Below are 12883 nucleotides of genomic sequence, written 5' to 3'. Positions count from 1 at the left end.
CCTCAGGCGCCGACAGCCTTTCCGCGCTCGACCTGGTCCGCGTCCGCCGCATAGCGGCTTTCACGGAAAGGCAGGCCCAGATGGTCGCGCAGGGTCTCGCCCTTCAGAACCGGATCGAAATAGCCGCGCTCGGTGAGAATGGGCAGAACATATCTGGAGAAGTCGTCGAAGCCCTCGGCGATGACGGGAAAGCCGAGAATGAAGCCGTCGGCGGCGCCATGGTCCACCCAGCGGATGATCTCGTCGGCAATATGTTCCGCCGTGCCGATGAAGGCCGTGCGCGGCGTTGCCGAATCGAGCGCGACCTGGCGGAGCGTCAGGCCCTTCTCACGCGCCGTCTTCTTGATGCGGTCGGTGGTGGCGCGGAAATTGTTCCTGCCGATATCACCGAGTTCGGGGAACGGCTCGTCGAGCGGATAGATACTGAAATCATGATGATCGAAGAAACGGCCGAGATAGAGCAGTGCCTCGTCTGTCGTGACGAGGTTGCGGATCGCCTGATATTTGGCTTCCGCCTCTTCCTGCGTCGCACCGACGATCGGTCCGATACCAGGATAGATGCCGACTTCCGCGGCGCTGCGGCCATGGGCAATCACGCTGTCCTTGAGCTGTCGGTAGAAGGCCTGCGCCTCCTCGAACGGCCCGCCATTGGTGAAGACCGCGTCGGCATGTTTGCCGGCGAGCCTGATGCCGGAATCCGAGGCCCCTGCCTGGAACACGACGGGCTGGCCCTGCTTGGAGCGGCCGATATTGAGCGGCCCCTCGACGCAGAAGAAGCGGCCCTTGTGGTTGAGGCGATGCATCTTCGTCTTGTCGACAAAGACGCCGGTCTCGCGGTTGCGGACGAAGGCGTCGTCGTCCCAGGAATCCCACAGGCCCTTGATCGCATCGATATAATCCTCGGCGATCTCGTAGCGCAGTTCGTGCTCGGGATGCTCGCGGCTGTAGTTACGGCCCGAACCCTCGAGCGGCGAGGTTACCGCATTCCACCCTGCCCTGCCGCCGCTAATGAGATCGATCGAGGCGAACTGGCGGGCGATGGTGAAGGGATCGCTGTAGGAGGTCGAGACCGTGCCGACGAGGCCGATTTTCGAGGTCGAGGCGGCGAGCGCCGAGAGAATGGCGATCGGCTCAAAGCGGTTGAGGAAATGCGGGATCGACTGCTCGTTAATGTAGAGCCCGTCGGCGACGAAGGCGAAAGCGATACCCGCCGCCTCGGCCTTGCGTGCTGTCTTGACGAAGAAGCCGAAATTGACGCTGGCATCGGCCGGCCCGCTTGGATGCTTCCAGGCGTTCATGTGACCGCCGGGACCCTGCAGCATGATACCGAACGTGACGTGTTTTTGAGCCATGGGATCAATCCTTTTTGGAAACGGTCAGGCGACGAGGGAAAGCCGCTCCTTGGCGAGCAGCTCGATGGAGGCCAGGCGCTCGGCGACCGCAAGCGCCGGCGTGTCGAGCACGAACTCCTTGACCCCGTAGCGGCGATGAAGTTCGTCCAGTTCCTTGCGGATCTGCTCCGCCGTGCCATGCAGCACGCTTGGCACCTTTTCCTCGGTGCGGTAATCGGTGATGCCGGCCTGGCGGGCAAATTCTGCCGCCTGCTCCTCGCTGCCGACATTGACGGTCTGGCCGTTCGGCAGAAATATCTTGACGATGCGCAGCTTGCCGACGCGCTCGCGGGCATAGCCCTCGCTTTCGGCGGCAAAGGCGGCGAGCGCCAGGATCGGGCGCTTGCCGCCGGATGCCCGCTCATAGGCCTCAAAGGTCCTGCGCAGATTGTCGGGATCGCCGTTCAAATGACCGGCGAAAACAAGCTCCCAGCCCTTCTCGGCAGCGAGCTTGGCGCTTTCGACGCTGGCGCCGAGCAGGAAACGTTCAGGCGCAGTCGGCGGGAAAGGCGTCGCCTGCGCGCCGTCGTAATTCGGGTCAGCAGCGAGATAGATGTTGAGATCGGAAAGCTGGCTCGCGAAATCCGGCTTCCTGGCCGGATCGACGGCAAGCTGCAGGGCGCGCGTCGAGAGCGGAAAACCGCCCGGCGCCTTGCCGACACCGAGATCGACACGGCCAGGCGCAAGCGATGCCAGAAGATTGAAGGTCTCGGCAACCTTATAGGCGCTGTAATGCTGCAGCATGACGCCGCCGGAGCCGATGCGGATCCTCGAGGTCCTGGCGAGAAGATAGGCGATCAGCGCCTCCGGCGCGGAGCTCGCCAGATTGGACATGTTATGATGCTCGGCGACCCAGAAACGATGATAACCGAGTTCCTCGGCCCGGGCGGCAATCTTTACCGTCGCCCGCAGCGCATCCGCGGCCGTCAGACCCTGTTCGATCGGGCTTTTGTCGAGAAGACTGAGGAGGTAGGTCATGGCACCACGATCCGATCCTTGGTTGCAAAGTTTAGTCTATAAAATCAGTAGACAAACGTCATTATAAGAAATGGCATTCTCTTTCGAACGCCTTGGGTGAAAAAACCGGCCGCACTCAAGATGGAAAATGGGATGCCGGGAATGTGTGCCGCCGGCATCGAAAGGCTTCTTTCAATCGACCACTTGATGGTCTATATTCTGGTCGAAAGGGAGTAAGTGAATGAAGCTGTCAGAACAGGTCAAGCCGATCAGCTATCTCAAGGCGCACGCGCCGGAAATCATCCGGACGCTGAAGGATAATCCGCAACCGGTCGTCATTACCCTTCACGGAGAGGCGAAGGCCATCCTTCAGGACGTCGGCCAATACGAAGAAACACAGGAGACGCTGGCGCTCCTGAAGGTGCTGGCGCTCACCAACCGGCAGGTCGAGGAGGGCAAACTGCGCCCTGCTGCGGAGTCCTTCGCGCGCATCCGCAAACGTCTGGCGGACAGCCAATCCTGATGCCATGTCGTGTTCTTTTCGCTGAGGATGCGGAACGCGACATCGAGGATCTCTATCGCTTCATCGCTAGCCGCGACGGCGCCGAGACGACAGAAGGTATCCTGACGGAAATCGAGAGCGCGTGCACCGAGCTTGAAGAATTCCCCGCCCGCGGAAATATTCCGAAGGAGTTGGCGGGGATCGGAATTTCCGAATATCGGGAACTGCACCATAAGCCGTGGCGCATGATCTATCGCATTATGGGCACTGACGTCGTCGTCTACTGCGTCGTAGACGGGCGGCGCGACGTACAGAACTTTCTGGAGCGAAGGTTCATCCGCTGACGTCCGGCATATCGTACTTCAGCGCTTCGGATATGCGGCTTGTCCAAAACCACCCTACTCCCGCCTTTTTGATCACCTCTGCTCACGCTAGATCCTGCTGAAACATCAATGAGATAGCTAGATTGCGCACATTGCGCCCCGAGTTGAGGGCGGTCGGTCTCCTTTGATGGTCTGCCGGACGCGGCAACCTGCGCAGCTGGCTTCGACGGCGGCGCGATCACCTCGGATGCCGGTGCGCCGCCGCTTCGGCGACCACTGCGACGGAATCCTTGGCGGAGCTGTGCGCTCTCCGGGGCGGATGATGCCGGCGTCGGCTTGGCTTCAATAGGGCATGCCTGCTTTGATCACGACGAAGATGTAGGAAGCCAATGGGGTGGAAATTTACTCTGGCGCACGGCGCGTGTTGCTTGCAGCTTGCAACTGCGTCCGCTCAAGGCCCCAGCAGTGACAAGCAATGTATATGTCTGGTGCAAACGCCGTGTCGGGTCGCGCAGCCGATATCACAAATCATCGATCTTCGATGAATGTTGAACCATCTCATCTTATTCTGTCGCCATGCATTGGAAGTCCGCTCTCCATCGGCTACCTGGTCGTCTGACGCCATTAGGTCGGAGCCGTAATCTCCATTTCGGAAGAATTAGACGGCAAGACCTGGCGCTTACGATGAGTGCGACTTCACTGATGCTCGATAGAGTATAACCCGAACGCTTGGCATGAGCTGAGAAAGGAAGTCGAAATCCCGGACGTTGCCAGTCAATACGCTCGCCCCCAACTGCCGTGCCTGCAGGAAAATGAGGGCATCATTGACGAAGCGGCGCTCGTGTCCCTCCCCCTTTGGCAGGTTGCTCAAGCGAAAGAGGAGCCCTGCTAGCACACCAGCCTGTCCCCAGATGTCTGCATCGGCGGCATGGAGCCGATGGTCCGGAATGTCTTCCACGGTCGCCGCGATCGCATCCAGAACTGTTTCTGTCGAGGGGTGTTTCGGGTCCAGCCGGCCGAAGGCGTGGGTCAGTTCGGAAAGGCACACCGCGGAATGGTGGCAGAGGCGATAGGTCAAAAGCGTATCGACCTCCGCTGGCGAGCGACCCTGAAGCACGTCGAGATAGACACTGGTGTCCAGGAACAAAGCCCCGCCGATTGGCGGTTCGTCGGCAGCCCATGTGAGATCGTCATCGGATCTCCGTTCAAGCGTTCCGAGGTGCTTTCCGGGCTTCAGCGATCGCAGTGTTTCGGAGAGATTAAATCCCAAGATCGATATCCGCCGGGATGGTGCCCTTTCGACCCACCAGACGCGCGCCAAAGTCATCCTCGAGAGCCAGCCGGGAAAGTGCCAATTCCAGCAATTCGGTATCGGAGGTCACATGGGCGCGCTTCTTGGCCGCCTCGATCAACTCTGACGACACTCGTCCGGACAGACGAGTATTCTTTGCCGCGCCAAGAAGGCCCACGGCTTTTGCTTGCTCGAGCAGGAGCCGATTGCGGGTCAAGGCGATCCTCGCTTCGTTTTCCGCGGCAGTATTCAGTCGAGCGGTCATAGGGTTCTCCTGCGTTGAACAGAATATATACAACGTTGAACGCCGGGGCAAGCTTTTCGGGCGCGAAGGCAGAGGAAGGCAAACATGTGATGCTCCGGTTGCTTTCAAAGCGACAAAGCCGCTGCCCGACGAGACAGTTGACGTGGTGCTCGGGCTTGTCCATTCCTCTTCAGTAGCTTCGCGGCTTGTCGACGTCGCGAACCTACGATAGTTGAGGCTACAAGCTGATCATGCCGATTACTGCCCCAAATTTTGCATATAATTTTTGGACATTCGGGGATAACGATGCCTGATCCGACTTCAGATACGCTTGATCGAATCCGATCGCGAATAACGGATGCCGGTCCATCCGGCATGTGGTCGCGCGGGGATTTCCTGGATATTGCCAGCCCGAACGCCGTGGAAAAGGTCTTGCAACGCCTGACCAATCGCGGTGAAATCCGCCGAACCTATCGCGGCCTCTACGACAAGCCGGGCGTCAGCAAACTGACGGGTCTGTCCCAGGACAAAGGACAGCGAGTCCAAAGCTCTTAAAACGGCGCATTATCCTTGCACCGGAAATTGCGTCGCCGGTCGAGAACGACTATGCTGCAGTGCAGCGTCTCCCTGTCAAATGAAGGTGACCCATGCGTCCGATGCCTGTCCTCGCGAACGTGCAGATGGAGCGCACGGCGGCGCTGCCTGAAAAACTCGCCGACAATGCCTTCCGTACGATCACTCTCGATAGCCTGCAGCGGCGCAATGCCGTCCTCGACGCCGTTTTTTATGATGTGAATGTCATCACAGCCGAGGAAACACCAAAACTTGCCTTCTGGCTGGCCCGCGAGGGCGCAATCATCCTTGTGCCGCCAACCGGCGGGGGATCGCTCGACGTCTTCCTGACGGTCAACGACTATCTTAAAAAGACAGCGCCCGTCGGCGCGCTCGCCATTGCAGGCGTCGGCAGTTCCGCGCTTGGCGCTGCCGCCTTCGCGCGCAATATCGCCGATGCGCTCGGCGAGCCGGTCGCTGCCGTCGTTTCCGGCTATGGGCTTGCCGACATCTTGACCGAAGCGCTCGGCGGGTTTTTCTTCTTCGGGGCGCTGAACAGCATCCGTCACGCCTTCGAACCGCTCGACAGTTTCACCAAGCTGTTTTCGCAAAGCGAAGAACTGGAAAGCGGCTATCTCTGGGCCCGCACGAGCAAGGACACCGAGACAGTCATCGCCCTTCTCGAGGATCAGCGGTTTGCGCCACGTCTCCTCGTCGGTCACTCCAAGGGCAACCTCGTTCTGTCGGAGGCGCTCTACGCGATCGAAGGCGAGCATCCGCCTCTTGCCGAAGCGATTGCTGCCCGCTCGCGCATCGTCACGATCAGCGCCAAGGTCGGAATGCCCACGCTCTTCAAGGATGTCATCGACGTCATGGGGGCCTGGGACTGGTTCGGGGCTCTCAATTCACGCCCTGACATTCGCGCCGACATAGTTGTGCCGCATGCATGGCACAGCACCAATCCCGATTTTCCGTTTGGAACGGGTATTTCCGTCCCGAAAGCCATTACCCAGGCGATCACCATGGAGGGACGCAGGCCGCCTGCGCGCGCCGCCCGTTTCTCCGCAATTCTCGACGCCCCGCAGCGCACGATTGCGGCTTTGCGACAGACGTGACCGACGGACGTTCGGTAAGCGCGAAGAGCGCAGCCCCGTTTGGCGGAAGATGTCGTCCGACCGGAACGGTCACGCTGCGCACGTACCTCAGCCGGCGGACCTTCATGTCGCCAAATTCGCTGCCATGCGGGAAGGGCAGGCTGATGCGCAGATAGTTCTTCCTGCCACAGCTGTCACATTTGAACTTTGCGAGCAGGCGGTCGAGAGACAGGTCGCTGCCCATTCACTGGGGGGAGCAATCCCGCCACCGCTCAGTTCAACATGCCTCCAGCTATTATAACAACGCCGATCGGCGAAATGGGCCTGCTCGCGCCAGAGCTTTTCGCGGCAGCCTGCAGACTTTTGCCCGAGCTTAGCCTTCGGCGCCGCCCTCACGGAGCCGAAGGCCTATCCAACTTTTCGCCCGGCCGGCGCATTTGCCCGCAGAAGCGCCATCAGCATCGGGCCGATCGCGAATTCGCCCTTTTCGCTTCGCCGCGTTAGGCCACGAAGATAGCCACCGGCCGAATTGATGTGGCCGCCGCGCTCCAGGATGCATGCCATCACGGTCGCGGCATTTTCCGGCCCCATCACATTGGCGGCCTCCTCGTAGGCCGACGGACTGACGCCCAGCATCGATCGAACCGCAATCGCTGCGGTCATCAGATCGCGCCAATTGCGGATCGCACCACCCGGTCCATAGGCAAGGATTTCCGGGCAGGCCTGCAGAACGAGGCCGAGCGGGAAAGATTTCAGTCCGCCACCATCGTTGCGGCCGCCCGACTGCCGACTTTCCTCCTGCCGGCCCGGATGGGTTGTCTCCCCCCTCCCCTCTTCCAACGTCTCCGCCTCTCGCCCTTTGTCTTGCTCAGCCATCGCGCCCTGCTTCGTTTCGAAGCTTGGTTCAAGTTCAATGGTGGAGTCGGGGTTTGAATTCTGTATGTGACGCTCAATATAATCGGCATTGCCGCGCTGTTTTGTTGATTTAATCCGAGTTTCCAACCGGTTAAGGATATCTGCCCGCAGAACCTCCAATTCATGCAGCAGCAATTCAAGCTGCGCTGCCGTCGGCGATCGCGGCAGGCCTTCGATCAGGTCCCGGAATTCGCCGTAGAGGCCTTGCCAATCCCCGGGGATCTGTTCTTCGACGGCCGCTTCGATCAGTTTTGCAACGTCGCGGCGGCACAGAGTGATGCGTTCGCGCAGATGCTGGACATGCAGCCGCTCAGCCATCACTTCGGCGGCAAGCTGTTCGATCTCCTCGGCACGGGCAAGCAGCGGCGCCAGCGAGAAGCCGAAAGCTTCATTGATCTCCCCTGCCCTGTCTCTGCGGACATACCGCTTGCCATTGGGACTATCCTTGCGCAGCAGAAGGCCTGCCTCGACGAGCGCGGCAAGATGGCGCCGGACGGTCTGTTCGGCCATGCCATGCGTTCTGAGAGAAAGCTGGATATTCGACGGGAAGACGATCAAGCCGTTTTCCTGGGCCAACTCGTTCTTCGGGTAAAAGCTCAAAAGCGCGTTGAGCACGGCAAGCGCTCGATCACCGATGCCAAGCAGCGGCTTTGCTTCGCATAGCGCGCGAAATAATTTCCACTTGTCGACCGACTGATCCGGCTTGATCTCCCCGGCCATGACTTGGTTTGCAAGCATGCCAAGCGTCATCGACCGTCGCCCGAAGGGCGTCGTCACATTCCCGGTTTCCATATCTTCCACCTCAACGAGGCAAAAGAAATCCACTCACCAAAACGGCGCCAAAAACTCTTGACAGCGATTCTCGGAAGTGCGATTCTCGGAGGTGTTCAAGACTACGAGGAAAGCTTCCGTGACGGTGACGTTCGGGGGCTTTTTTCTTTTGCGCGTTATCTCCTATCCGGATTGTCAGCTGACAACCGGTCTAACTGCCTCATCTTCCCTCATTTTCCTCTTCGAACTCGGCGGCGAGGCCTATCAACCGCTGAGCCAGGAATTCCGAAAACGCCGTCGATTTGACGGTGATGCGAAAGCTTTTGCCGGAGCGGGCCACCAAAGCAAGTGCCGCGCCCCCTTGGGTCCGGAGCGTCTGCTCGACCCGCTGCGGTGCGCTCTTCTTCTCCAGTGCCTTCCAGATGATATCGAAGCGGCTGTTGGTCTCCAACGCGTCGAAACCGGCGGCACTGATTGCGGCCCGCGCCTTTTTCTGTCCGCCCGTCTCTCTGAACTTCTCGGCAAACGCCAACCAGCGTGGACGACCGACCTTGGGGGCCGGCCCGATGGCGAGAATGAGCTCGGGGTCGATCGTCTGAGCCACCTGCAGGAGCCTTGACGTTTCCGGCTTGTCCGTCGCCAGCGCCTTGGCAATCATGTCGCGGCTGAAGCCATGTTCATCCATGCGGCGTGCAAACAGTGCCCGCTCGATAAAACTCAAGTCGACACGGGGGCCATTTTCCTGACCCTGTGCGAGGATCAGCTCTTCATCCGTGAGCTTTCGCACGACGGCCTTAACAGGAACCCCGATCTCTGCGGCCGCCCGCAGGCGCCTGTGGCCATAGGCGGCCTGGTAGTGCCCGGCCCTTACCGGGTCCGGCCGCACCAGGATCGGAACCTGCTGTCCGCTTTCCTGGATGGACTGCTTCAATCGCTCGAACTCGGCATCCTTGTCGACCGGGATACGGTCGCGGATGAAAGACATTTCGACGGCAGCCGGATCGATCTCCAGCACCTTGTCACCGGAGGCCAGCGATTCGCGCAGCGCCTTGGCGGCGGCTGCTTCCTCTCCCAGCCGCCCAAGCGACAGGTTCATCGCCTTGACCGCCCCCGATGGCCGATGCGGCTGTTGCACGCTCGGCACCTCCGGCCGTGTCGGCTCGACGGCACCCACCATGCTCTTCAGGATGTCGCGTCCTTTTGGGCTCATGTCCTGCTCCATGCACTGCGAATGAGTTGCTCGACCTCGGCATTGACGCTGTCGACGGATTCCACCCCGCGGTCATAGGTCTGGCGATGCATCGTCTCGCGTCCCGCCTCGTAGATTGTCTGCTTGGACAGGCCTGCATCCGAGACCGCCGTCGACTTGACCATCATCGAGGTCAGCACGCGCTCGCCGAACAGACTGCGCAGAAAGGCGACGATCTGCGCCTGCGGTCCATCATTGGCCTCATAGCGGGTGATCAGATAGCGCATCCAATCATAATCGAGGTTGCCGCCTGCCTGCTTGACCACCGCCAGAAGGTCGGAGGTCATCGTCAGGAACTGGTTCATCGACGCGACGTCGAGCATCTGCGGATGGACGGTGATCAAGACGGAGGTGGCAGCGCAGAGAGCCGACAGCGTCAGGAAGCCGAGGGTCGGCGGGCAATCGATGATGACGACGTCGTAGCTCTGCTCCAGCGAATGCAGCGCGTTGCCGACCCGCATGAAGAACATGTCCTTGTCGTCGCGGTTGGTGTCGGCGAGCGCCTTTGGAGTATCGTGCTCGAACTCGTGCAGTTCGAGATTGCCGGGGATGAGATCGAGCCCCGGAAAATAGGTCTGGCGGACGATGTCGGCTACGTCGCGGCGCGTTTCGTCATATTTGATGGCACCGTAAAGCGTCTCGTTCTCGCCGACGTCGAATTCGGGCTGATACCCGAGCATCGCCGACATCGATGCCTGCGGATCGAGGTCGACGGCGAGCACGCGGTAGCCGCGAAGGGCCAGGAACTGCGCCAGGTGAATTGATGTCGTCGTCTTGCCGGAACCGCCCTTGAAATTGGTGACGGCGATCACCTGGAGATGGTCGCCCGGTCGGCGCATCGGCAGATAGGAGGGTTTGGTGCGCCCGAGATGGTGGCGCATCGCATGGATTTCCTCAAGCGAGAACACCCGTCGACCGGCCGCCGTCTTTTCCGGATTGATGCTTTCCACCTGGGCGGCGAGGTGGCGAACATAGCTGTCGGTGACGCCGAGCAGCTTGGCAGTCTCGGTGCTGCTGAACCGCCTTAGCGATTTGCGGGCGTCGGGCGAAAACAACCGCTCGAACAGCACCTGCAATTGGCTGCTGAGCATCGTCGAGTCCTGCGCGATCGTCTCGTCGATCGAGACTCGACTCGCTCTCTTGGCTTTCTCAACAATCGCGGCCTTGGTCGGCATTCACGCAAATCCTGATAAATCGGGTCATTTTGCGCAAATGATCGTGAGTCTGCCGATTCCGTCAAGCGATTTCTTGGTTAGCCAATGGATAACAAACCGGATTCGACGAAAAAATCATGTGGAATTCCGGAATCTTAGCGCCATTGTCAGCTGACAATGGCGACCGTGTCCGCCTCCATCGACGGCCACCCTTAGCGCATCTCAGCATATTTCAACACAGCAGAACGCATGACCGACTCACTGGAAGACAACATCCACCGCTTGGGGCATGCCGGATCAGGCAATCCGTTTCTCACTTATAGGCAGACGAACGGCACAGGCTTTCGGCTTCCAGCCCGCGGACGGATTCGCTGCCGGAGGCCTTGTCATTTGCGTCTTGGGTTTCGGCGACGCGGCGTGGCTGAGCAAGGCTCAGCATTTGTTCGAGACGGCTGGCATTGAGCGGAGCGCTTATTCCCTTGAAGTTCATGATCCATCTTTCGTCTGCGCATCGATTGCGTGAAGCCGTAGAGATAAGCGTAATTTGAACCTGCCGAGAACCGCCCGCCGGCGTTATCACCATCTTTTCCGATGCCACGCGGGAAAGGGGAGGGGAGACTTCCATCTTCAAGCGCCGATCAGAAATGCGGCCTTCGGCAGCGAGGCTCGCCGTCTCGGATCGCTTCGGCGCGCAGAGATCGAGTGGCGCGCAGGAGCGGCCTGCCATGCGAGACTGAATCTTCGCCGGCGCACCGGCGAACCGGCGCTGTCTCCGATCACGAGGCATCGCCGGAATTCCGAGATGCCGGTGTGGGGCTCACTTCAGCGAGCGCTGTTGCTGAGTGATATCGGGGAAGGGGAGGTGTGGCCGGGGTCTAGGTCGGCAAAATACTGAGGGCAGGGGCGTTGAAAGGTGGGGGATCGTTTGTCCGCAGATCCGATCGATCGCCAGGCCAAGCCGATGACACCAGTCCGATCAGATGCCGGCAGTTGTGCGCGAATAGGTTTCCGACATCCCGCGGGCGTCATTCTCCGCGAAGATCACAACAGCGCATGCTAGGCGAATCAGGTCGCGGCGGGTATGATCGATACTGCTAACCGGGATCATGCGTTGGTGTCGCAGACGTTTGCCGATAGCCTCGATCAACCAGATCTCACTCCTGTTCGGCAAAGCGGCTATCTTTCCTAGCGGAACTTATTGCCAAATTCGCTTCCGTCTGCGGAATTCCTTCTTGTTTACCTGCTATTTACCATAATGCTCCCACGGCCCGGTCGATCGTAAGCGGGGGCGTTCATTGCGTGCAGAGTTGCGCGAGACAGGCATTCCACTATCGCGCCTTCGTTCCCTCGCGATTCGTAAAATGCGCATTGCCCAACCCGGTGCCGATGGTCAGCACCGCCCATCTCGACACGTCGTTCATAAAAGGGATCTGCGACAATCCCTGCACGACGGCATCGTTGTGCATCATTACGAATGTGCTGTGGTCGCCGATCTCGGGAATGGCCTTGATCAGTGCGGCGGGAAGGTTGAAGCTATCACTTTCCCAATTTCCGCCCGGCAGGTTTTGTCCACCGCGTTCGATCGAGCCGTCCGCTTTGATGATGCCCGGACAGGCGATCCCGATAATGGGAGCAGGTTTCAGGTTGGCCTTTTCGGCCTTGTCGATCAGGTCCTGCAACATCGCCGCCAGCCTCTCTATCGTTCCGCTACGGCTTGGCTCGTCATCGGCATGGCGCCAGATCGCCGATTCCCAGACGCTCGCATCCGCAAAGTGCGGTGTTTTCTCCTTTCCGAACTCGACGACGCCGGCGCGCACGTTCGTGCCACCAATATCGACGGCGAGGATGGCCTCATAACCCTTGAACATCCACGGCGGCATGAGATGGACTGAGCCGATCAGCCCCGCCTCGTCGGGATGATGGGCGATCGGCACAACCTCGATATTGCGGCCGGCCGCCTTGAGAAGAACCATGGTCCTGGCGATCGCCAGTTCTCCGAAGCGACTTCGCCTGAAGCCTCCGCCAACGACGATGCGCTCGGTCTTGGACCAGCGCTCGTCCTTGAGGAACTTTCCGATCACCTCGGCAAAGTCCTGGGCAAAGTCCTCCACCGCTCCCATAACCAGCGCGGCGGCCTCCATGTCGTCGCCCGTCAAGAGGGCCTCGATCTTTTTCTTGGAAAGCTTTGCCGTCGCGGTCTTGCCGATCGGATCCTCCCCAAACTTGCGGATGCGTTTTCGCCAATCGTCGAGCTTCTGCTGGAAGGTCTTCTTATTGGCGTTGTCGCCAACGAAACCATTCTTGTCACGCAGTTCATTGTTGTAATCATCGATGGTCACCAGCGGCAGAACCATGGCGCCATGTGCCAATGGCGCATTGATCTCATCACGGGGTTCGGAACTGCCTTTGGCCATCAATGTACCTTTTCCGCGCGAGTCTC

At 59.8% G+C, this 12883-nt stretch carries 13 protein-coding genes and 1 pseudogene; 4 read left to right on the top strand and 10 right to left on the bottom strand.

The annotated features are described in order from the left end of the window. Window positions 1–2 precede the first annotated feature (2 nt). Together GFM02_RS22395 and GFM02_RS22390 are read right to left on the bottom strand one after the other, a co-directional pair. Window positions 3–1352, bottom strand: a complete 1350-nt coding sequence (locus tag GFM02_RS22395; protein WP_168322831.1) for an LLM class flavin-dependent oxidoreductase — start codon at window positions 1350–1352, stop codon at window positions 3–5. 24 nt (window positions 1353–1376) lie between these two features. Beyond that, complete coding sequence (locus GFM02_RS22390) at window positions 1377–2369, bottom strand: LLM class flavin-dependent oxidoreductase (protein WP_168322830.1); 993 nt, start codon at window positions 2367–2369, stop codon at window positions 1377–1379. A gap of 220 nt (window positions 2370–2589) precedes the next feature. Between GFM02_RS22390 and GFM02_RS22385 the strand changes: the two genes are divergently transcribed. Together GFM02_RS22385 and GFM02_RS22380 are read left to right on the top strand one after the other, a co-directional pair. Then, complete coding sequence (locus tag GFM02_RS22385; RefSeq protein ID WP_003591561.1) at window positions 2590–2871, top strand: type II toxin-antitoxin system Phd/YefM family antitoxin; 282 nt, start codon at window positions 2590–2592, stop codon at window positions 2869–2871. Beyond that, window positions 2871–3194, top strand: a complete 324-nt coding sequence (locus GFM02_RS22380; RefSeq protein ID WP_168322829.1) for a type II toxin-antitoxin system RelE/ParE family toxin — start codon at window positions 2871–2873, stop codon at window positions 3192–3194. Before GFM02_RS22385 ends, GFM02_RS22380 begins: the two co-directional genes overlap by 1 nt. A 658-nt stretch (window positions 3195–3852) precedes the next feature. On the opposite strand, the gene GFM02_RS22375 is transcribed toward GFM02_RS22380, so the two are convergent. Together GFM02_RS22375 and GFM02_RS22370 are read right to left on the bottom strand one after the other, a co-directional pair. After that, window positions 3853–4443, bottom strand: a complete 591-nt coding sequence (locus GFM02_RS22375) for a type II toxin-antitoxin system VapC family toxin (RefSeq protein WP_168322828.1) — start codon at window positions 4441–4443, stop codon at window positions 3853–3855. Continuing rightward, complete coding sequence (locus tag GFM02_RS22370) at window positions 4433–4729, bottom strand: hypothetical protein (protein WP_131664888.1); 297 nt, start codon at window positions 4727–4729, stop codon at window positions 4433–4435. The genes GFM02_RS22375 and GFM02_RS22370 overlap by 11 nt, the downstream gene beginning before the upstream one ends. Before the next feature lie 285 nt (window positions 4730–5014). On the opposite strand from GFM02_RS22370, the pseudogene GFM02_RS22365 reads away from it, so the two are divergent. After that, a pseudogene (locus GFM02_RS22365) lies at window positions 5015–5224 on the top strand (DUF6088 family protein); the annotation flags it as partial. A gap of 140 nt (window positions 5225–5364) precedes the next feature. After that, complete coding sequence (locus tag GFM02_RS22360) at window positions 5365–6375, top strand: hypothetical protein (protein WP_246792341.1); 1011 nt, start codon at window positions 5365–5367, stop codon at window positions 6373–6375. A gap of 387 nt (window positions 6376–6762) precedes the next feature. Here the strand turns inward: GFM02_RS22360 and repC are convergent, their stop codons facing one another. The 6 genes from repC to GFM02_RS22330 all read right to left on the bottom strand — a co-directional run bounded on the left by repC (window position 6763) and on the right by GFM02_RS22330 (window position 12857). Next, window positions 6763–8061, bottom strand: a complete 1299-nt coding sequence (repC, locus tag GFM02_RS22355) for a plasmid replication protein RepC (protein WP_168322826.1) — start codon at window positions 8059–8061, stop codon at window positions 6763–6765. A gap of 199 nt (window positions 8062–8260) precedes the next feature. Next, window positions 8261–9250 carry a plasmid partitioning protein RepB gene (gene repB / locus GFM02_RS22350; RefSeq protein WP_168322825.1) on the bottom strand — a complete coding sequence of 330 codons (990 nt, stop codon included), beginning with the start codon at window positions 9248–9250 and terminating at the stop codon, window positions 8261–8263. Next, the gene (gene repA, locus GFM02_RS22345; protein WP_017958286.1) at window positions 9247–10464 is read right to left on the bottom strand and encodes a plasmid partitioning protein RepA; all 1218 of its coding nucleotides are present in this window, start codon (window positions 10462–10464) and stop codon (window positions 9247–9249) included. The genes repB and repA overlap by 4 nt, the downstream gene beginning before the upstream one ends. 292 nt (window positions 10465–10756) lie before the next feature. Then, a complete protein-coding gene (locus GFM02_RS22340; RefSeq protein WP_168322721.1) occupies window positions 10757–11074 on the bottom strand; it encodes a hypothetical protein in 318 nt (105 codons plus the stop codon). Window positions 11075–11419: 345 nt separating this feature from the next. Further along, window positions 11420–11590 (bottom strand): hypothetical protein, encoded by a 171-nt coding sequence (locus GFM02_RS22335; RefSeq protein WP_168322824.1) that lies wholly within the window; start codon window positions 11588–11590, stop codon window positions 11420–11422. 181 nt (window positions 11591–11771) lie between these two features. Further along, on the bottom strand, window positions 11772–12857 hold the full coding sequence (locus GFM02_RS22330) for an ROK family protein (RefSeq protein WP_168322823.1): 1086 nt from the start codon (window positions 12855–12857) through the stop codon (window positions 11772–11774). Window positions 12858–12883 lie beyond the last annotated feature (26 nt).

This window comes from Rhizobium leguminosarum bv. viciae, from assembly GCF_012276115.1.
Lineage (GTDB): Bacteria > Pseudomonadota > Alphaproteobacteria > Rhizobiales > Rhizobiaceae > Rhizobium > Rhizobium leguminosarum_T.
This window is presented reverse-complemented; position numbering and strand designations above follow the sequence as displayed.